A 20,364-nucleotide genomic window follows, 5' to 3' on the forward strand; every position below is an offset into this window, starting at 1 on the left:
CGCGCTCGCCGGCGCGCAGATCGTCGAGCGACTTGCCGGAGAGCTTGCCGTACCCGGCAAACTTGCGCACCGAGAAATTCACGTCGCCGTCGGCTGCCTTGTAGGCCAGGCCGTTCTGCTCCAACCGGTTGATCAGTGAAAGCATCTGCGGCACGTACTCGGTTGCGCGCGGCTCGTGGTCGGGTCGCTCGACGCCGAGCGCGTCCGAATCCTCGTTCATGAAACCGATGAAGCGGTTGGTCAACTCGCCGATGGTTTCGCCGTTTTCGTTCGCGCGCCGGATGATCTTGTCGTCGATGTCGGTGATGTTGCGTACGTAGGTGAGGTCAAAGCCGCTGGCCCGCAGCCAGCGCTGGACCATGTCGAAGACGACGAGAACGCGCGCATGACCCAGATGGCAGTAGTCATAGACGGTCATGCCACAGACGTACATGCGAACCTTACCCGGCTCGATGGGGACAAATTCCTGCTTTTCCCGCACAAGGGTATTGTAGATTTTCAGCATTTTCGGCTCACGAGAGCGCTCCACGCATGGTCGGGAGCGTAAGGAAGACTTGGGAATCGACGCGCTTCTTGCTAGAATCCGCGAGTTAAATTTTTAACGTTCGAACTATACCATAACGATGCATCAAGACTCCCAAACGCCTTCATTGGCGCGCCTTTCAGCCATTTTCGTCGGCGTCTTTCTGAGCATTTCAGCGCTCTCTGCCAACGCGCAGACATTGCCCGAGGTTCAAAGCCTGATGAAGCAGGGTCAAATGCCGCAAGCGCTGGAAAAAGTCGATGCTTACATCTCGACGAAGCCCAAGGACGCGCAGGGGCGTTTCATGCGCGGGCTGATCCTGACCGAGTTGGGGCGCTCGGCAGATGCCATCGCGGTGTTCACGAAACTGACGGAAGACTTTCCTGAACTGCCTGAGCCGTACAACAATCTGGCCGTCCTTTACGCACAGCAGAAGCAGTACGACAAGGCGCGCACCGCGCTCGAAATGGCGATTCGCACCCATCCGAGCTACTCCATCGCGCACGAAAACCTCGGCGATGTGTACGCCAAGCTTGCCAGCCAAGCCTACGACAAGGCGCTGCAACTCGATTCCTCGAACGCTGCGACGCAGACCAAGCTTTCCCTGATCAAGGATTTGATCAGCACGACGAAACCGGGCAAGCCCGGCGCAAGCGTTCCGCAACCGGCCGCGCAACCCGCGGTGGAGCCCGTCAAGCCTACCGCAACAGAGCCGTCGGCAGCCGTTACGCCGCCGCCGAAGCCGGCAGAGAAAGCCGTCGAACCGGCGCCAGCTCCCAAAGTGGCCGAAACAAAGGTCACCGAAGAAGCCAAGGCGCCTTTAGAAAAGCCGCAGGACGCCGTCTCGGGCGCAGAAGCCGAGGTTAAAAAGACACTGCTCGGTTGGGCAAACGCCTGGTCGCGCAAGGATGTCAAGGCGTATCTCGGCTACTACGCCAGCGATTTTCAGGCACCGAAAGGAGCCTCACGCAAGACTTGGGAGGCCGAACGGGCATCGCGCATCGACAAGCCCGGCAAACTCCAGGTCAGCGTCGATGACGTAAGAATTTCTATCACCAATGACAAAGCCACCGTCAAGTTCCGGCAGAGCTACGTCTCCTCTTCGCTCAAGTCATCGACCGGCAAGACACTGATACTCGTGAAATCCGGAAATAAATGGCTGATTCAGCAGGAACGCGTCGGTTGATTCGTCAGGCAGCAGTTGCGCTGACCCTGTCGGCAGCCGTTGCTACGGCCGGTGCGGTGTGGTTCAAAGACGCTGATGCCAGCAGCCGGCCGAAGCTCTCCTATTCCGATTCCGGCCTGGAACCGCAACTGGCGAAGATCTTTTCGGAGATTGAAGGCAATCGGCTCGAATCCGCGCGTCAGCTCACCGAATCGCTTCTGAACCAATACCCGACTTTTCGACTGGGCCACCTGATCAAGGGTGATCTACTGCTGGCCCGCAGCAAGCCGATCTCGACGTTCGGCAATGCGAGCAACGCACCGCAGGAAAAACTGAGCGATCTGCGCGACGAGGCGATCGTGCGCCTGAAGGCCTATCGCGACCGTTCGGCAGCGGCCGACTACGTGCCGCGCTACCTCCTGCAAATGCAGTCGGACCAGAAGAACGCCATCGTCGTAGACACGCAGAAATCGCGGCTTTATCTCTACCAGAACGATAACGGTCGGCCGCGCTTCGTCGCGGATTACTACATTTCGCACGGCAAACTCGGTGCGGAGAAGATGCGTGAAGGCGACAAGAAGACGCCGGTCGGTGTCTATCACGTCACCTCGAGCCTGTCGCCAAAGAAGGTGGGCGACTTTTACGGCACCGGCGCCTTTCCGATCAATTATCCCAACGAGTGGGACAAGCGACAGGGGCGCAATGGTCACGGCATCTGGTTGCACGGCACGCCGTCGGACACGTTTTCACGTCCGCCCAAGGCGTCGGACGGCTGCGTCGTGCTGTCCAACGTCGATCTCGATTCCTTGGCCAAGAACCTGCAAATCGGACTGACGCCCGTCATCATCAGCAACTCGGTCGAGTGGCTGACGCTTGACGACTGGCAGAACGAGCGTGCGACACTCAACAACAAGATCGAGGAGTGGCGCAAGGACTGGGAAAGCCGGGACATCGACCGCTATCTGAAACACTATTCGACGAAGTTCACGAGTGGCAAACAAAGCCTGGAGCAATTTGCGATACAAAAACGCCAGGTCAATTCGGGCAAGAGCTGGATCAAGGTCAAGCTCGCCAACCTGTCGATGTTCCGGAATCCAGGCAAGGACGAACTCGTGGTCGTCACTTTCGAACAGGACTATCAGAGCAACAACCTCTCCAACCAGATGAAAAAGAGCCAGTACTGGATCCGCGAAGACAGTACCTGGAAGATTGTTTTTGAAGGAGCTGCATGATGCTGTTGAAGAAGCTTTCAATGATTCCCGCCGGCGTGGCGCTCGCGTTTGCCGCGTTGTCGACCCAGGCCGCACCTTCGGTCGAAATGCAGACGAGCATGGGAACGATCGTCATTGAACTCGATGGCGACAAGGCGCCGCTCACGGTCAAGAATTTCCTCCAATACACGAACGATGGCTTCTACAACGGGACGGTCTTTCACCGCGTCATCGAGGGATTCATGATCCAGGGCGGTGGGTTCACCAAGGACATGGGCGAAAAGCCGACCGGCGCGCAGATTCCCAACGAAGCCAAGAACGGCTTGAAGAACCAGCGCGGGACGATTGCGATGGCGCGCCGTGCCGAACCGCATTCGGCGACCGCCCAGTTCTTCATCAACCACAAGGACAATACGCCGCTCGACTATCCCTCGCGCGACGGTTGGGGCTACGCCGTATTCGGCAAGGTCACGCAAGGACTGGATATTGTCGACAAGATCGCCAAGGTACCTACCGGCAATCGCGGCATGTTCCAGGACGTTCCGGTCGAACCGGTCGTCATCCAGTCGGTCAAAGTCATCCCTGATAAAAAGTAAGGAATATCCATGATCAAGCTTCACACCAACTTCGGCGTCATCAGCATTGAACTCGACGCCGAAAAGGCGCCGGAAACCGCGAAGAACTTCATCGCCTACGCCGAAGCCGGGCACTACGACAACACGATCTTCCACCGCGTCATCAATGGCTTCATGATCCAGGGCGGCGGTTTTGAGTCGGGCATGAAGCAGAAGCCGTGCAGGGATCCGATCAAGAACGAAGCCGACAACGGCCTCAAGAACGATACCTACACGATTGCCATGGCGCGCACTTCCGATCCGCACTCGGCGACCGCGCAGTTCTTCATCAACATCGCCGACAACGACTTCCTCAACTTCAAGATGCCGAACGCCAACGGCTGGGGCTACTGCGTTTTCGGCAAGGTGGTTGACGGCACCGATGTCGTCGACAAGATCAAAGGCGTGAAGACGGGCAGCGCCGGCTTCCATCAGGACGTGCCGAAGGAAGACGTCATCATCGAGCGCGCCGAAGTCTGCTGAGGTTGAAGTCAGTCAGGTCTGAAATCCGCTCGTGATCCACTTCATTTCGGACCTGCACCTCTCGCCGCAAGCCCCCGGCGTCACCCGCATCTTTCTTGATTACCTCGGCGGCTCTGCACGTTCCGCCGAGCAACTCTTCATCCTCGGCGACCTGTTCGAAGTCTGGCCCGGAGACGACGCGATCGACGACGCCGCCGAGGCGCTCAATCAAGACATCGTCAAATCACTGCGTGCGCTGTCCGACGCCGGAACACGCTTGCACCTGATGCACGGCAATCGCGACTTCCTGCTCGGCGAAGAATTCGCGACACGCTGCGGCGCGCAATTACTGCCCGACCCCTACGTCCTGACGCTTCCCGAATGGCAATTCATCCTCTCGCACGGCGACTCGCTGTGCACGGATGACCGGGAATACCAGACGTTTCGTGCACAGGTTCGCAGCGCCGACTGGCGCCGCGCCTTTCTAGAAAAACCGCTGTCCGAGCGCAAGGCGATCGCGCACGCGCTGCGCCAGCAAAGCGAGAAATCAAAGCACAAGAAGCTGCAGCACGCGCAGCGTTACCTGATGGATCTCAACCCGGTCGCCACCGACGACTTCCTGCGCGAGCACGGATACGCCACCTTCATTCACGGCCACACGCACCACCCGGCGACCCACGATCACCTGGTCGACGGCATTCACGTCGAGCGCTGGGTTCTTGCCGACTGGCACGAGAAGCGTGGCGAAGTCCTTTGCTGGGACGGCGAGCGCCTGCAACGCGAAGCCCTGTTCTGACGGCCATTCGCGTTGCCGTTGGCCGATCGAATGAACGCCGGGTGATAGAATTCCGGCTTTCGTTTTTCGGTGCACTGGATACAGCATGAACACGCCCGCCCCTATGCAATACGGGATTGCCCTCGCCGCAGAAATCGAGCGCAACGTCGATGCCGCGCTCGCCGAAGATGTCGGCAGCGGCGATCTCACCGCCCAGCTCGTTCCTGCCGGCGTCATTACACAGGCGACGGTCATTTCGCGCGAAGACGCTGTTCTTTGCGGTACGGCCTGGTTCCGGCGCTGCTTCGAGAAACTCGACCCAACGATCGTCATCGACTGGAAGGCCAAGGATGGTGATCTGATCCAGCCGGGCCAGTTGTTGTGCGAGTTGAAGGGTCCGGCACGCTCGCTGCTCACGGGCGAGCGCACAGCACTCAACTTCCTGCAAATGCTCTCCGGCGTCGCCACTCGCGCGCGACAGTACGCCGACGTCGTCGCCGGCACCCGGGCACAAATCGTCGATACGCGCAAGACCTTGCCCGGCCTTCGTCTTGCCCAGAAGTTCGCCGTCAAGTGCGGCGGTGGCGGCAATCACCGCCTTGGTCTCTACGACGCCATCCTGATCAAGGAGAACCACATCCTGGCGGCCGGCAGCATCGCCGCGGCAATGGCGGCGGCGATGCAGGTCGCCGATGCGACCGAAGGACGTTGCAAGTTCATCCAGGTCGAAGTCGAGACGCTCGACGAGCTGCAGCAGGCGCTTGCCGCAGGGGCAACGATGGTTCTGCTCGACAATATGAGCCTCGAACAGATGCGTGCAGCGGTCGCCGTCAGCGCCGGCCGCGCGGTACTGGAAGCCTCCGGCAACGTCAATCTCGAAACGCTGAGAGGCATCGCCGAGACCGGCGTGGACCGGATCTCGATCGGTGGCCTGACCAAGGACGTGCGCGCACTCGACCTCTCGATGCGCTTCCAAGGCTGAAGCAGAAGCGCCGTGTCGCTCAACCGACGCTGAACGGCAGGCGCCGGCCGGAACAATTCCACATTTTCACGCCTATGATGTGGCTATAATTCTGGCAGCGCCTTATGAAAAGCGGCTGGTGAATGCCGGTTGCAGAACAAAAGAAAGGAAACACCCGATGCTGTTTGCTTTGTTTTATGTACTGGCAATCACGATCCTCGTCCTGCATTTCACCGGTTTTCTGGCGCGGCACAACCTTGAGTGGCTGGTTCTCCTGCTGGCCGCAGCCGTTTTCCCGGCGGTCATCTACCTCTAGCACCTCAAACAGGCGATCGAGCAGGAGCTGGCCCCCCTTCGCCCTCTCGCACCACCGTACATGCGGTTCCGCATACGGCGGTTCATGAAAGACACTGGAGCCGTCGCGTCGTATCGAGCAGCGACACCAGCCCCAAACGATCAACCTGTTGTTCCTCAGTCAGCCGACCGCGAGCGGCGGCGAATTGCAGGGCATGACCACTGGTGGCGCATAGATTTTCTCGTTAGTCACGATGATCTGCCCGACGATGTAGCGAACGAGGGCTGCCCAGCATTCGGGTTTGGTCAACTGAGGCGCAGTCGCCCGGACGGTGTCAAAGTCCTTGCGAACATTGGCAATCATCGCCTTGACCCGAGTGCTGGCGGCATGGGTAATGGTCAGCAGCAGATGGGATTGGCCCGCATGCCGGGTCAGTCGGGCGACCCCGGCCAGCAGCAAAGGCCGCGAAGTAATGGCCTCCATGCGTGGCGAGCGTATCACGGTGAAACCTTGGAATACGTACGTACAGTTGCTTCAACCGCGCCAAGGTCGTGACCTACCAGATCGTTCCATTAATCCTGAAAAACTCGGTTCTTCACCGCAAAGGCGCAAAGATCGCAAAGGTTCGCAACGAAAATCAAAGCGCTACGCGAACAGCACCTGTCTTCCATCACCACCCACAGGGTGAATGGTCAAGTACGATCAACCTGTTGTTTCCTTTGCGATCTTTGCGCCTTCGCGCCTTCGCAGTGAGGTTTTCAGGTTAATACATGGAAAGGATGTTCGAGCTTGGCCCGAATGCTGACCTTGGTGAGCTCCATCCACTCAACCAGGTTGCCCTGCGGCGTATTCTTCAACGCCTTGCGCTTGCCCGGGCGTAGAGCGATGTGCCACGTCACCGGGCACTCAAGATTTGAGTCACGCTTTTCCACGCCTTGGTAGCCGGCATCGCCGAATGCCTGTGTTTCGTCGCCGTGCAGAAGGGCCTGTGCCTGCGTGACATCGCTGACGTGGGCCGCCGTGCCGATCCAGGGTATGCACGAGGCCCGACCGGGCATCGACACCGATATGCGCCTTCATGCCGAAGTACCATTGCCGGCCTTTCTTCGTCTGGTGCATCTCTTCGTCACGCCACCCCTCCCGGTTCTTGGTCGAGGGCGGCGCAGCAATCAGCGTGGCGTCAACGATCGTGCCTCCCTGTGCATCCATTGTGCAAAGTGGCTACTGAGCATCGTTCCGCCAGACGAAATGCCGCCACCGGAATGGCCAGCGACTGTTGTTCTTCCATGCGGCATGGGCGACGCGCGCAACCTCTTGATGGCGCTTGCCGGTGATGCCTGCATCGTGATTGGTGGTCGGGCGGGTACCAAGTCCGAGGTCCACCTGGCTTGGCTGCACAAACGTCCCTTGCTGCCACTGGTTGGCTGCGGCGGCTGGTCCGACGAGTTGCCAGCCAATCCGCCGGACGAGCGAGAAAGCTCGCCGATTCTTCCGTGGAGTTCGGTCGCGGAGATGGAAGAAAATCTGCGCCGGCTTGGCTTGGTCAAACAGACGGGTTGATGACCATCGGCGGGAAATACCGGTCCGGCCGGGTGCATCCGACGACTGTTTGAATGCGATTCCACGCCTCCGTAGTTTCCGCTGCTTCTTGCACAAATTACGGATGCACAAGCCGAGGTGACTTTGGGAACATGGCGTCTTGAGGCGGCTGATTCAGGCGGCAAAGTGTCACTTGCCCCTGTGGGCCCCAAAAATGCACACGGAACAACAGACATGAACGCAAACACACATGCTGCAAGTCGAAGCAGCGACCGCTCCTCTCTCAACCACACCCTGGCCATTCCGGGAATCAACACCACACAGGCGATTGCCCGCTTTTCCGGCGACGAAGGTCGCTACCGCTACTGGCTGGCCGAGTTCGTCAGCCACGGTCCGGCCACTGCCGCGCAAATTCGGCAGGCGATCGACAACGGTTCACGCGATACTGCGGTCAAACTGGCGCACGCATTGAAAGGGCGCACGGGCATGCTCGGTATGACCGAACTGCATTCGATCGCACAGTCGCTCGAACAGTGTCTCAAGAACGGCGAGCCCACGACACTCTGGTTTGAGGAACTGGAAAGCACGGTTGCGCACATGAGCGAGCAGATTTCCGCCGTGCTTGGGCCGGTCGAAGCCTGACGCCTGGCGAGCCCGAGACAACGCATATCACGAGGAATACGAGGGAGACATGAGCGCATCGTTCAAGGTGTATGTGGTCGACGACGACCCCGTCGTTCTCGACATCATGCACGCCATCCTGGAGCCCGATTGCCAGGTGGAGACTTTCCCGAGCGCTGAAGACTGCCTCATGCAGCTCGAAAGCGAGAAACCGGACTTCTTCCTGCTCGACGTGAATCTGCCCGGCATGGACGGCTACACGCTGTGCCGCCAGATCAAGGACAATCCGGCGCTGCGCAGCATTCCGGTCACTTTCGTCTCGAGCAACGATACGATCGAGGAACGGGTCACGGGCTACGACGCGGGCGGTGAGGATTTCATCGTCAAGCCGTTCGAACCCGAAGAGCTCCTGCGCAAGTTGCTGGTGGCGCAGAACATGATCACCGGCCAGCGCTCGCTTGCCGTCCAGGCCGAGGAAGCCGAGCTCCTGTCCTCGCTGGTCATGGCCAACATGGACGAAACCGGCATCCTCCTCCAGTTCATGAGCAAGCTGATCGCCATGGAGTCCGACGACGAGATCGCCACCGGTCTGCTCGAACTGATGCAGCGCTACGGACTCGAAGGCGTCGTGCAGACCCGCATCGGCGGCAAGGCAAAGACCGTCAGCGCGAACGGCAAGGATCATCCGCTGGAGGTCGCCGTCATCGAGCATGTGCGCGACCAGGGCCGTATCTTCGAATTCCGCCAGCGCAGCGTGCATAACTTTGAGCGCGTCACGCTGATGGTCAACAACCTGCCCCTCGACAATCCTGACTTCTGCGGCCGCCTGCGCGATCACCTTTCGGTCGCTGCCCAAGGCGTCGACTCGCGGCTCAAGGCGCTGGAGGCCGAAGCCACGCTGCAGGAGGCGCAGTCCGGCGTGCGCAATGCGCTTGAGAGCGTTAGCGAGACAATCCGCGAACTGCATCGCGTACAGAAGGAGAACACGCTGGCCAGTAGCAAGCTGACTCGGGATTTGCAGCAAACCCTGCTCGATTCGTTTTACCGGCTGGGCTTGACGGATAATCAGGAGAAGTTCCTGCAGGACATGGTCGGCGACTTCATCACCCAGATGTCCAGCCTCCTCAACCGTGGCACCGAAGCGCAGGAGACGCTGCACCGGCTGAGCAGCCGGCTCGAACAACTGCGCTGTAGTTGAAGGTCTTCCATGAATACGACGGACGTCGTCAAGCTGCAGGCAAAGGAGATCGAGCGCCTGGCACGCAACGTCCAGCCTGGGGCCTGGTCGGTCGACACGGACAAGCCGCTATCGACGCTGCTCGGTTCCTGCGTTGCCGTCTGCCTGTTTGACCCGGCGCTCAAGATCGGCGGCATCAACCACTTCATGCTGCCCGAGATGGGGCGCAGCAAGTACGGCGACGTCGATTCCTTGCTCTCCGGCAACTTCGCCATGGAAGCGCTGCTCAACGCCCTGATCGGGCGCGGCGCGCGCAAGGCGCGGCTGCAGGCAAAGGCCTTCGGCGGCGGCACGATCATCGATTCGGACGCCAGCGCGCCCAACATCGGCATGCGCAACGCCAGCTTCGCCAAGGAGTGGCTGCAACGTGAGGGAATTCCGCTGCTCTCTTCCGACTTTCTCGGCCCGTGGTCGCGTAAGATCATCTTTCTCCCGTTCAACGGCGAGGCGTTCTGCAAGCGACTGGTGACGAACATGGCCACGGCGAGCGTCATCGCCCGCGAAGAACGCAGCTACGCCGAAACGCTGTTGCAGAAACCGAAAGCCGTCGACAAGAAGATCGAGCTTTTCTGATGATCGATGCCACCGCCTCCGCAATCACCGCCGCGAACATCACGCAGCAGGAGTTCGTGCTGTTCCAGCGCCTGATCTACAAGATCGCCGGCATCAGCCTGAGCGACGCCAAGCAGGTATTGCTGGTCGGGCGGCTGAGCAAGCGGCTCAAGCAATACGGGCTATCGACTTTCACCGAGTACTACCGCATGCTCGCGTCCGGCGACTACCCGGAAGAGCTGCAGACGATGGTGGATCTGCTGACCACCAACGAAACCTACTTCTTCCGCGAGCCGACGCACTTCGATTTCCTGCGCAACGAGATCGTCGCCAAGCGAAATAATCCTGCAACATTCCGTGTATGGAGCGCCGCGAGCTCGAGCGGCGAAGAGGCCTACTCGATCGCCATGACGCTGGCGGAGACCATGCCTTCCAGTGCGTGGGAAATCGTCGGCTCGGACATCAGCACCAAGGTGCTGGCCGCCGCCGCGGCAGGGCACTACTCGCTGGCGCGCACCGACGGCATTCCGCCCGGTTACATGCGCAAGTACTGCCTGAAAGGCGTGCGCTCGCATGCCGGGACTTTTCTGATTGCGCCGGAGCTGCGCAAAAAAGCCCGCTTCTTCCAGATCAATCTGATGCATCCGGTCGAAGCCGACATCGGCGATTTCGATGTGATCTTTTTGCGCAACGTGATGATCTACTTCGACCCGGAAACGAAGACGCGCGTCGTCCACAACCTGCTCCCGCGGCTGAAGAAAGGCGGCCATCTGATCATCGGCCACTCGGAGACGCTGACCGGCATCACCGACCGCGTGATCGGCGTGCGCCCGACGATCTACCGCAAGCCATGAGCCACCGCCCGCCACCCACCGACACGCAGGAAGACGTCGAAACCGTCGTCCTGCGCCCGGGCGACTTCCATTTCGGCGGCGGCCACACGCGCATTTCGACACTGCTCGGTTCCTGCGTCTCGATCACGCTCTGGCATCCGCGCAAACGGATCGGCGGCATGTGCCATTACATGATGGCCGAGCGCGAACACCCCGACGGCAGCCCCCTCGACGGCCGTTATGCGGGCGAAGCCTTCGCGCTTTTCCTGCGTAACGTCGAGAAGGCCGGAACTCGCACCTCGGAGTACCAGGCCAAGCTTTTTGGCGGCGCCAACATGTTCGCGCAGAAAACCGGCACCAAGCTCGACATCGGCCGCCGCAACATCGAGGCTGCGCACCGCTTCCTCACCGCGCAGCACATCACCGTGATGGCCGAACACATCGGCGGCAGCGGGCGCCGCAAGCTGCACTTCGACGTCTGGAGTGGCAACGTCTGGCTCGCCTTCCCCGAGGGCGCGGACGCCCGCATCAGGAGTCACCATGGCTGAGGCCAGACTCACCGCCGACGTCATGATCAGTCTGGACTCGACACCCGGGCGCGGTCACGCCACCGAGCCGGTGGTTGCCATGGGCACGTCGACAGGCGGTACGCAAGCGCTCGAAACCGTACTCACGCGTCTGCCGGCGACGGTGCCGGGCATCGTCATCGTCCAGCACATGCCGGCCGTCTTCACGGCGATGTTCGCCGAGCGCCTGAACGCGCTGTGCGCCATCGAAGTGCTCGAAGCGAAACACGGCGACCGAGTACAGGCGGGACGCGCGCTCGTCGCACCGGGTGGCAAGCACATGATGCTCAAGCGCCTCGGCAACCAATACACCGTCGATGTCGCCGACGGACCGCCGGTCAACCGGCACCGGCCTTCGGTCGATGTACTCTTCCGCTCGGTCGCCAAGTTCGCCGGCGCCAACGCACTCGGCATCATCATGACCGGCATGGGCGACGACGGTGCGCAAGGGTTGAAGGAGATGCACGACGCGGGCGCGCGCACCGTCGCACAGGACGAAGCGAGCAGCGTTGTCTTCGGCATGCCGAGGGAGGCGATCAAGCTGGGCGCCACCGACCTTACCCTGCCCCTGAACCAGATCCCGGGCGCCATCGTCAATTTCGCTCACCGCACAGGCAAGGGAGGTGCGTGATGGATATTTCTTCAATATTCGCCGCAATCGCCGCCGATGCCGAACGCGGCGACATCGTTTTTCCGACGCACACGGACATCGCCCTGCGCGTCCAGCGCATGCTCGACGATCCGGATTGCGCCATCGACGCGCTCGGCAAGCTGATCGCCGCCGAGCCCATCCTCGCCGCGCGCGTCATCGGGCTGGCCAACTCGGTGAGCTACAACCCGGGCGGCCGCGCCATCACCGAACTCAAGAGCGCAATCTCGCGCCTCGGCTTCGCCGCCCTGCGCGCCATCACCGCGGCCATCGTCGTGCGCCAGATGAAAGAAATGTCGAGCGACGCAGCGCATCGCGCACTCGCCAGCCGCCTCTGGGAGCACACCGCCAACGTCGCCGCGCTGGCGCGCGTCATCGCCCGCCGCGTCACCCGCCAGAACCCGGACGCGGCGTTCTTCGCCGGCATCGTGCATGAAGTCGGCAGCTTCTACCTGCTCGCCCGCGCCGACGCTTTTCCCGGACTGTTTGGCAACGAACTCGATCCGTGGCCGGGCGACGCAGAAGCCCAGGTCGGCCGCGCCGTGCTGCGCGCTCTGGAGGTTCCCGATCACATCCTGGACGCGATCGAAACGTTGTGGTCCGGCTTCCTCGCCATGCCGCCGCACTCGCTCGGCGACACCCTGCTGCTCGCCGACCGCCTGTCGCCGGTGGAATCCCCGCTCGACGCGCTCGACGGCATGAGCCGCAAGGGCATGGCGGTCGAACTCGAAGTGCTGATCGACGATGAAACGCTGACCGACATCCTTGCCGAATCGCGTGAGGAAGTTAGCTCGATCATCGCCGCGCTAAAGGCATGAACGCCGGCGTGCGCACGCGCCGCCAAGGGCATTCTTCCTCCGTAATTCCCGCAGTTTTCTGCGGTTTCCACGGATGCACAGGAGCAGCCGGTTTTGAGAGCATAAGTCATTGAACCAACGGAAGGAAATTCCATATGAGTACGATCATGCTGGTGGACGATTCCGCCACGATCCTGCTGAGTGTCGCGAGCATTCTGAGCAAAGCCGGCTACACGGTCGAAAAGGCCGCAAACGCCGAACTGGCGCTGCAGAAGTTTAATGCGGGGGCGAAGGTCAACCTCCTGATCACCGACCTCAACATGCCCGGCATGAACGGCATCGACCTCATCAAGGAGGTGCGCAAGCTGCCCGCCTACAAGTTCATGCCCATCCTTTTTCTGACCACCGAATCGCAGCAATCGAAGAAGATGGAAGCCAAGGCCGCAGGTGCTTCTGGCTGGATCGTCAAGCCCGCCACGGCGGACGAACTGCTCAACACCATCAAGCTGGTTATTCGCTAGAGCGAGAAATCCGCATGAACTTCTCCAGCTATCAGCGCCGCGCCTTTCTGGTCGCCCTGATCGTCGCCCTCGGTGCCGCTGCTTCGGTCTATGTATTGCACGGCTGGTTCCACCAGCTATTCAAGTCCGCGGCGATCGTCGATGCCCTCGGAGCCGCATTTGTCGTGCTGGCTGGCTTTGTCGCACAGCGCCTTGTCTCAGTAACGTTTTGCCGTGATCACTTGCTGGGAGCCGCCGGGGTCCAGGCCATCGCTGACGCCAAGCTGGAGCGCTTGCACAAAGTGAACGAGGAGGTCGCCGCTGAACTCAAGCAGATGCAGGACTTCAATACCGTCGTACGCGGGCACTTGAAGAATGTGATCGATGAAACCGAAGCAGCCGCGTTCGGCATCGTCGAGCGACTTCAAACCATTGACGCGGTCGTTACCTCACTCGATCAGTTTGTCGCTGGAACAGCAGGAGAATCCGAGAACCTGACCCGCGGTGCACGAGAACGCATCGAAAAAAATCGGGACATCGTGGTCAAGATGAGCGGGTACGTCCAGCAGCGGCTACAAGACGCCGAGCAGGATCAGATACGCGTCGCACAGGTCGTCGGTGAGGCGCGCGCGCTCGAATCACTGGTGCAGTTGATCAAGCATGTCGCCGGGCAGATCAATCTGCTCGCCCTCAACGCGGCGATTGAAGCGGCACGCGCCGGCGAGGCTGGACGCGGTTTTGCCGTCGTCGCCGACGAAGTGCGCAAACTATCGGCAGAAACCGAAACGGCAGTCAGCAAGATCAGCCTCGGCATTCAATCGGTCGCCAAGTCGATCGAAATACAGTTTCAAGACACGCTCTCGCATGACGATCTGGATCAGGAAAAGATCATGCTCAGCCAGTTTTCGACTCAGCTGCAGGAGCTCGGCGAAAGCTATCAGGAGCTGATGCAGCACGAAACCGAGACCCTCAACCAGGTGCAGCGCAGTAGCACCCAGCTCGGCAACATGTTCCTTGAAGCGCAGGCTGGCGTTCAGTTCCAGGACGTCACCCGGCAGCAGATCGAGCAAGTCATGCAGGCGCTGAAGCAACTGGATGAACACGCCGAAGGACTCGCTGAACGTCTGCGCGTTTATGAAGAACCCGCAGCGAACTACACGCCTCTGACACGACGCCTCGAAACCCTGTACAGCGGGTACGTCATGGAGCAGCAGCGTACTAGCCACGACGCTTCCCTAAAGAGAGAGGCTTCGAAACAAGTATCCGTTAAGTCCAACATTGAATTGTTCTAGCCCCGCTATTGCAGGAGACCGCCATGCCCTCCACCCAACTGCTCACCCTCACGGAAGACCTGACCATCTACCACGCGCTGGAACAGAAGCACCGGCTGCTCGATGCCTTAAGCAGCGCCGACGAGCTCGAACTCGACCTGATGCAGGTCGGCGAGATCGACACCGCCGGGCTGCAGCTGCTGATCCTGCTCAAGAAGGAAGCGCAGCGCAGCGGCAAACACCTCGCGATCGTCGCCCACAGCCAGCCGGTACGTGCGGTGATCGACTTCTGCAACCTTGCGGCCGAACTCGGCGACCCGCTGGTCATCCCGGCCGCCGAATCTGCCTGACCGTCTGACCTCTGGAGAAAAGCATGGACGAACTGACCGGCGTTTACATCCAGGAGTGCCGCGAGCAACTCGCCGACATGGAGGCCGGCCTCTTGCGGCTCGAACAGGCCCCGGACGACCGCGACAACCTGAACGGCATCTTCCGCGCCGCGCACACGATCAAGGGCGGCGCCGGCGTCATCGAATGCCGCTTCATCGAGCACTTCACGCACGGCGTCGAGAACCTGCTCGACGCGCTGCGCAACGGCGACTTCGCCGTCACCGGCGGCATGGCGACGCTGCTGCTCGAATGCTGCGACCAGATGGTCGACCTGATCGACGTGCTCGCTGCGCAATCCACGGCTCCCGACGCCGACGTGCAGGCGCGCGGCGATGCGCTGACGCAGCGCCTCGGCGAAATCCTCGCCGCCAATCAAGGCAACGCCGGCCCTTCTGCGTCGAGCCTCACCGTGCAGGACGACGACGTCGAGGTCGAAAGCACGGGTGGCAGCGTCGTCAATACCGACAGCTGGCACATCTCCGTGCGTTTCGGCCAGAACGTCCTGCGCGGCGGCACCGACCCGCTCTCCTTCATCCGTTACCTCGCCAGTCTGGGCGAGATCATCGGCATCGAGACGATCGCCGACGCCATCCCGCAAGCGCCCGAGATGGACCCGGAATCGTGCTACCTCGGCTTCGAGATCCGCCTGCAGACCAAAGCGTCGAAGGCCGACATCGAGCGCGTATTCGACTTCGTGCACGACGACTGCGAGCTGCGCATCCTGCCGCCGCACAGCAACGTCGCCGACTACCTGCGCCTGATCACCGAATTGCCCGAAGACACCATGCGGCTCGGTGAAATGCTCGTGCGCTGCGGCGCGCTGACGCAGGCCGAGATCGATCAGGGTTTGCTGGCGCAGACGGCAGCGAAGACGCCCGAGGAACAAACACCGCCCCCGCTCGGCGAAATCCTCGTCGAAAACAAGGTCGTGCACAAGGAGATCGTCGACGCGGCGGTCGCCAGGCAGGCGCAGGTCGTCGAGAAGAAGGCGAAGGATGCCCAGCTCGTACGCGTGCATGCCGACAAGCTCGACCAGCTGATCGACCTCGTCGGCGAACTCGTCATCGCCGGCGCCTCGGCCAACTTGCTCGCAGTCAAAAGCCGGCAGAGCGACCTCGTCGAAGCCACCTCGGTTCTCTCCCGCCTCGTCGAGAACATCCGCGACTCGGCGCTGCAGCTGCGCATGGTGCAGATCGGCGACACCTTCACCCGTTTCAACCGCGTCGTGCGCGATGTTTCCAAGGATCTCGGCAAGGAGATCGAACTCGTCATCAGCGGCGCCGAGACCGAACTTGACAAGACCGTCGTCGAGAAGATCGGCGACCCGCTCATGCACCTCGTGCGCAACTCGCTCGACCACGGCATCGAACCGACTGCCCTCCGTCTCGAGCGCGGCAAGCCGGCGTGCGGGCGCGTCTCGCTCAACGCCTACCACGACTCGGGCAACATCGTCATCGAGGTCTCCGACGACGGCGGCGGCCTCAACCGCGAGAAGATCCGCGCCAAGGCGATAGAACGCGAGCTGATCTCGCCCGAGGCCAATCTCTCCGAGAGCGAGATCATCAATCTGATCTTCGAGCCGGGCTTCTCGACCGTCGACACCGTCTCCAAGCTCTCCGGGCGTGGCGTCGGCATGGACGTCGTGCGGCGCAACATCACGGCGTTGCGCGGCAGCGTCGATGTCGCCTCGACAGAGGGCCAGAGTTCGACCTTCACCATCAGGCTGCCGCTGACGCTGGCGATCATCGACGGTTTCCTCGTCGGCGTCGAGAAGGCGGCCTACGTCATCCCGCTCGACTCGGTTGTCGAGTGCATCGAGCACAAGAACCTCGCCGGCGACCGCAACTTCCTCAACCTGCGCGGTGAGGCGCTGCCCTTCATCCGCCTGCGCGAGCTGTTCGAGATCCGCGGCGCCGTACCGGCGCGCGAGAGCATCGTCGTCGTCCAGTTCGGCGGCCAGCGCGCCGGCATCGTCGTCGATCAGCTGATGGGCGAATTCCAGACCGTGATCAAGCCGCTCGGCCGCCTCTTCTCCAACCTGCGCGGCATCGGCGGCTCGACCATCCTCGGCAGCGGCGAGGTCGCGCTCATTCTCGACGTCGCGGCGCTGGTCAATCTCGTCGCGCGCGGCGAGGAGGAACGGCGTCACACCAACAAGCAATCCGCGTCGTTTGCCGCACTCGCAGACAATTCATTGGCAGTTCAACTGGGGAGGTAAATCATGTTCAAGAATCTGAAGGTCGGCATCCGTCTGGGGATCGGGTTTGCGGTCACGCTGGTATTGCTGATGGCGATTTCTGCTATCAGCTACCTGCGGCTTGGGGGGGTCAATAGCGAACTCGAGAAAATGGTTAACGACCGCTTCCCGAAAGTGGTCCAATCCACCCATATCATTGACAGCATCAACAATATCAATCGGTTGCTGCGCAATGCCTACATCTACACGGGCACGGAACAGCAAAAGGCCCTGGACGATATCCAGATTTCGCGCAAAGAGATCAGCGATACGCTGGAAAAGCTGGATCAAACGATTCGCAGCGATGAAGGCAAGGCGATTCTTAAAAGGATCACCACGGCACGGACCGCCTACGTCGGTTCCTACGACAAGTTCATCGAACTCCTCAAGGCCGACAAGCGGGCCGAGATCGTCCCCTTGATGCAGGGCGAACTGCGCAGCACGCAATCGGAATACATGGCCAGCGTCAACGCGTTGATCGAGTTTCAGACCACCATGGTCGGAAAGGCCGGCAAGAGCACGGACCAACTGGTGACCGATACCGAGCGCCTGATCATGATTCTGGGGAGCGTCGCGGTGCTATTGACCGCGCTGTTTGCCTGGTTCATCACACGCTCGATCACGCAGCCGATCAATGCTGCACTCGACGCCGCCAACAAGATGGCCGCCGGCGACCTGAGCTTCAAGCTGGAAGTCGCCAGCAAGGACGAAATCGGCCTGATGTGCAAGGCGGTTGAAAGCGTCCAGGGCGCCGTACAGCGCATGGTCGTCGACGCCGACCTGCTGGCCAAGGCCGCCGTCGATGGCAAGCTGGCAACCCGCGCCGATGCCTCCAAGCACCAGGGCGACTTCCAGAAAGTCGTCAAGGGCGTCAATGACACGCTCGACGCCGTGATCGGGCCACTAAATGTGGCAGCCAAGTACGTCGACGACATCTCGAAGGGTGCCATTCCGGCCAGGATCACCGACTCGTACAACGGCGACTTCAACACGATCAAGAACAACCTCAATACCTGTATCGACGCCGTCAATGCTTTGGTATCGGACGCTGGCCTGTTGTCCGCGGCGGCCGTTGCTGGAAAACTGGCGACTCGCGCCGATGCCTCCAGACACCAGGGCGACTTCCGCAAGATCGTTCAGGGAGTCAACGACACGCTCGACGCCGTGATCGGGCCGCTGAACGTCGCCGCCAAGTACGTCGACGACATCTCGAAGGGTGCCATTCCGGCCAGGATCACCGATTCGTACAACGGCGACTTCAACACGATCAAGAACAACCTCAATACCTGTATCGACGCCGTCGATGCCCTGGTCGCCGATGCCAGCATGCTGGCCAAGGCGGCCGTCGAAGGGAAACTGGAAACCCGGGCCGACGCCTCCAGACACCAGGGCGACTTCCGCAAGATTGTTCAGGGCGTCAACGATACGCTCGACGCCGTGATCGGGCCGATCCAGGACGTGCAACGTGTGATGGGGGCAATGGAACAGGGCGACATGACCCAGAGCATCACCAACGCGTATCAGGGGGATTTCGATACCCTGAAGAGCGCCATCAACAACACCATTGCCAAGCTGGTCGACACCATCACTCAGATCAACACGGCGGCCGATGCACTGACTAATGCGGCAAGCCAGGTTTCGGCCACTGCGCAGTCACTCTCGCAATCCTCCTCCGAGCAGGCAGCGTCGGTCGAGGAAACGACGGCGTCGATGGAACAGATGACGGCGTCGATCTCGCAGAACACGGAGAACGCCAAGGTCACCGACGGCATGGCATCGAAGTCGGCGAAGGAAGCGGCCGAGGGTGGCGAGGCCGTGAGCAAGACGGTCGAGGACATGAAGAGCATCGCCAGCAAGATCGGCATCATCGACGACATCGCCTACCAGACGAATCTGCTCGCGCTCAATGCGGCGATCGAGGCAGCGCGTGCCGGTGATCACGGCAAGGGCTTTGCGGTGGTCGCGGCCGAAGTCAGGAAACTGGCCGAGCGTTCGCAGATCGCGGCGCAGGAAATCGGCGATCTGGCTTCGTCGTCGGTCAAGCAGGCAGAACGTGCAGGGATGCTGCTAACCGAGATGGTCCCGTCGATTCGCAAGACGTCCGACCTCGTGCAGGAGATCGCTTCGGCGTCGTCCGAGCAGAGTACCGGTGTCGGTCAGATCAACGGGGCGATGGGCCAACTCAATCAAACGACACAACAGAACGCGTCGGCGTCCGAGGAACTGGCGGCAACGGCCGAGGAACTCGGCTCGCAGGCCGAGCAACTGCAGCAGACGATGACCTTCTTCCGACTCGCCGAGGTCCCCCAGCGTCAGGCACGCAGCTTCACGCCGCCGGCGCGCGCGAGCAGCGCAGGCAGCACACGCAGCGCCGCTTCGCGCGTCGCCGCCGTCCAGATCAACGAAGGTGACTTCGAGCGTTATTAACCGCGCTTGACAGGGACGAGCACGAAAGACCGTTCGGCCTGAGCTTGTCGAAGGCTTGTCGTGGCAAGACACGGCGGTTCGACAGGCTCACCGCGAACGGCAATGAGTTTGGCGGGAAGAACTACTGGGGAATCACTATGGGACAAATCGTTCAAGCACAAAATACGGGCAAAGCCCCGGGAGGGGCCGTCGCCCTCCGGGTGAATGAAGCACCCTCGCAGTACCTGACCTTCGCGCTTGGCGGCGAGATGTTCGCCGTCGGCATTCTCAACGTGAAGGAGATCATCGAGTACGGCCATCTGACCGAGATTCCGATGATGCCGAGGTTCATCCGCGGCGTGATCAATCTGCGCGGCAGCGTCGTACCGGTGATCGACCTCTCGGCACGCTTCGGCGGCAAGACGACCGAAGTGTCGCGCCGCACCTGCATCGTCATCGTCGAGGTCAGCGACGGCGAGATGCGCCACGACATCGGGATCATGGTCGATGCGGTATCGGAGGTACTCGACATTCCCGGTAGCGAGATCGAGCCGCCGCCGTCGTTTGGCGCCAAAATCCGCGCCGATTTCATCTTCGGCATGGGCAAGGTCGGCGGCAAGTTCGTGATCATCCTCAATATCGACAAAGTGTTGTCGGTCGAGGAGATTGCGATGCTGACTGGAACCGGTACGACCACGGATCAGCAAACGAACGGATAAGGAGAACACAGGCTCATTGCAACGGATGCGTCACGGCGCAGC

22 protein-coding genes and 2 pseudogenes are annotated in these 20,364 nt (G+C 61.0%); 21 read left to right on the top strand and 3 right to left on the bottom strand.

Going from position 1 to position 20,364, the window contains the following annotated elements:
• On the bottom strand, nt 1-505 hold a 505-nt coding region (locus KBA32_RS02920), incomplete at its 3' end, for a class I tRNA ligase family protein (protein WP_294355044.1).
• A 118-nt stretch (nt 506-623) separates the two neighbouring features.
• On the opposite strand from KBA32_RS02920, the gene KBA32_RS02925 reads away from it, so the two are divergent.
• The 7 genes from KBA32_RS02925 (at nt 624) to KBA32_RS02955 (ending at nt 6,027) form a co-directional block, all read left to right on the top strand.
• A complete protein-coding gene (locus tag KBA32_RS02925; RefSeq protein ID WP_367113735.1) occupies nt 624-1,709 on the top strand; it encodes a tetratricopeptide repeat protein in 1,086 nt (361 codons plus the stop codon).
• Entirely contained in the window at nt 1,679-2,920 is a 1,242-nt protein-coding gene (locus tag KBA32_RS02930) for a L,D-transpeptidase family protein (RefSeq protein WP_294355048.1), read from the top strand. Before KBA32_RS02925 ends, KBA32_RS02930 begins: the two co-directional genes overlap by 31 nt.
• Nucleotides 2,920-3,495 carry a peptidylprolyl isomerase gene (locus tag KBA32_RS02935; RefSeq protein ID WP_294355050.1) on the top strand — a complete coding sequence of 192 codons (576 nt, stop codon included), beginning with the start codon at nt 2,920-2,922 and terminating at the stop codon, nt 3,493-3,495. The genes KBA32_RS02930 and KBA32_RS02935 overlap by 1 nt, the downstream gene beginning before the upstream one ends.
• Before the next feature lie 9 nt (nt 3,496-3,504).
• A complete protein-coding gene (locus KBA32_RS02940; RefSeq protein ID WP_294355053.1) occupies nt 3,505-3,996 on the top strand; it encodes a peptidylprolyl isomerase in 492 nt (163 codons plus the stop codon).
• Nucleotides 3,997-4,027: 31 nt separating this feature from the next.
• Nucleotides 4,028-4,771, top strand: coding sequence for a UDP-2,3-diacylglucosamine diphosphatase (locus KBA32_RS02945; RefSeq protein WP_294355056.1), 744 nt, complete (start codon nt 4,028-4,030; stop codon nt 4,769-4,771).
• 85 nt (nt 4,772-4,856) lie between these two features.
• Nucleotides 4,857-5,732, top strand: coding sequence for a carboxylating nicotinate-nucleotide diphosphorylase (gene nadC, locus KBA32_RS02950; protein ID WP_294355058.1), 876 nt, complete (start codon nt 4,857-4,859; stop codon nt 5,730-5,732).
• Between the two features lie 157 nt (nt 5,733-5,889).
• Nucleotides 5,890-6,027 carry a hypothetical protein gene (locus KBA32_RS02955; RefSeq protein ID WP_294355061.1) on the top strand — a complete coding sequence of 46 codons (138 nt, stop codon included), beginning with the start codon at nt 5,890-5,892 and terminating at the stop codon, nt 6,025-6,027.
• Between the two features lie 159 nt (nt 6,028-6,186).
• On the opposite strand, the gene KBA32_RS02960 is transcribed toward KBA32_RS02955, so the two are convergent.
• Complete coding sequence (locus tag KBA32_RS02960; protein WP_294355063.1) at nt 6,187-6,489, bottom strand: hypothetical protein; 303 nt, start codon at nt 6,487-6,489, stop codon at nt 6,187-6,189.
• A 281-nt stretch (nt 6,490-6,770) separates the two neighbouring features.
• Nucleotides 6,771-7,206: pseudogene (locus tag KBA32_RS02965) on the bottom strand (IS5 family transposase); the annotation flags it as partial.
• 48 nt (nt 7,207-7,254) lie between these two features.
• On the opposite strand from KBA32_RS02965, the gene KBA32_RS02970 reads away from it, so the two are divergent.
• The 14 genes and pseudogenes from KBA32_RS02970 (at nt 7,255) to KBA32_RS03035 (ending at nt 20,322) form a co-directional block, all read left to right on the top strand.
• On the top strand, nt 7,255-7,566 hold the full coding sequence (locus KBA32_RS02970) for a hypothetical protein (RefSeq protein ID WP_294355065.1): 312 nt from the start codon (nt 7,255-7,257) through the stop codon (nt 7,564-7,566).
• 213 nt (nt 7,567-7,779) lie between these two features.
• Nucleotides 7,780-8,187, top strand: coding sequence for an Hpt domain-containing protein (locus tag KBA32_RS02975; protein WP_294355067.1), 408 nt, complete (start codon nt 7,780-7,782; stop codon nt 8,185-8,187).
• Nucleotides 8,188-8,236: 49 nt separating this feature from the next.
• Nucleotides 8,237-9,364: a response regulator gene (locus KBA32_RS02980; RefSeq protein WP_294355069.1), complete on the top strand. Its 1,128-nt coding sequence runs from the start codon at nt 8,237-8,239 to the stop codon at nt 9,362-9,364.
• Between the two features lie 9 nt (nt 9,365-9,373).
• A complete protein-coding gene (locus KBA32_RS02985) occupies nt 9,374-9,976 on the top strand; it encodes a chemotaxis protein CheD (protein WP_294355073.1) in 603 nt (200 codons plus the stop codon).
• Nucleotides 9,976-10,809, top strand: coding sequence for a protein-glutamate O-methyltransferase CheR (locus KBA32_RS02990; RefSeq protein WP_294355077.1), 834 nt, complete (start codon nt 9,976-9,978; stop codon nt 10,807-10,809). The genes KBA32_RS02985 and KBA32_RS02990 overlap by 1 nt, the downstream gene beginning before the upstream one ends.
• On the top strand, nt 10,806-11,336 hold the full coding sequence (locus KBA32_RS02995; protein ID WP_294355080.1) for a chemotaxis protein CheD: 531 nt from the start codon (nt 10,806-10,808) through the stop codon (nt 11,334-11,336). Before KBA32_RS02990 ends, KBA32_RS02995 begins: the two co-directional genes overlap by 4 nt.
• Nucleotides 11,337-11,397: 61 nt before the next feature.
• Nucleotides 11,398-11,985, top strand: a pseudogene (locus KBA32_RS03000) (chemotaxis protein CheB); the annotation flags it as partial.
• Nucleotides 11,985-12,821 carry an HDOD domain-containing protein gene (locus KBA32_RS03005; protein ID WP_294355083.1) on the top strand — a complete coding sequence of 279 codons (837 nt, stop codon included), beginning with the start codon at nt 11,985-11,987 and terminating at the stop codon, nt 12,819-12,821. The pseudogene KBA32_RS03000 and the gene KBA32_RS03005, both read left to right, overlap by 1 nt.
• A gap of 134 nt (nt 12,822-12,955) precedes the next feature.
• Entirely contained in the window at nt 12,956-13,321 is a 366-nt protein-coding gene (locus KBA32_RS03010; protein WP_294355086.1) for a response regulator, read from the top strand.
• A gap of 14 nt (nt 13,322-13,335) precedes the next feature.
• The gene (locus tag KBA32_RS03015) at nt 13,336-14,592 is read left to right on the top strand and encodes a methyl-accepting chemotaxis protein (RefSeq protein ID WP_294355088.1); all 1,257 of its coding nucleotides are present in this window, start codon (nt 13,336-13,338) and stop codon (nt 14,590-14,592) included.
• A 23-nt stretch (nt 14,593-14,615) separates the two neighbouring features.
• Complete coding sequence (locus tag KBA32_RS03020; protein WP_294355091.1) at nt 14,616-14,921, top strand: lipid asymmetry maintenance protein MlaB; 306 nt, start codon at nt 14,616-14,618, stop codon at nt 14,919-14,921.
• A 23-nt stretch (nt 14,922-14,944) separates the two neighbouring features.
• Nucleotides 14,945-17,179, top strand: a complete 2,235-nt coding sequence (locus tag KBA32_RS03025) for a chemotaxis protein CheA (RefSeq protein WP_294355093.1) — start codon at nt 14,945-14,947, stop codon at nt 17,177-17,179.
• 3 nt (nt 17,180-17,182) lie between these two features.
• Complete coding sequence (locus KBA32_RS03030; RefSeq protein ID WP_294355097.1) at nt 17,183-19,624, top strand: methyl-accepting chemotaxis protein; 2,442 nt, start codon at nt 17,183-17,185, stop codon at nt 19,622-19,624.
• A gap of 137 nt (nt 19,625-19,761) precedes the next feature.
• Nucleotides 19,762-20,322: a chemotaxis protein CheW gene (locus KBA32_RS03035; RefSeq protein ID WP_294355100.1), complete on the top strand. Its 561-nt coding sequence runs from the start codon at nt 19,762-19,764 to the stop codon at nt 20,320-20,322.
• The last annotated feature ends 42 nt before the right edge of the window (nt 20,323-20,364 follow it).

Source organism: Propionivibrio sp., assembly GCF_017995515.1.
Classification (GTDB): domain Bacteria; phylum Pseudomonadota; class Gammaproteobacteria; order Burkholderiales; family Rhodocyclaceae; genus Propionivibrio.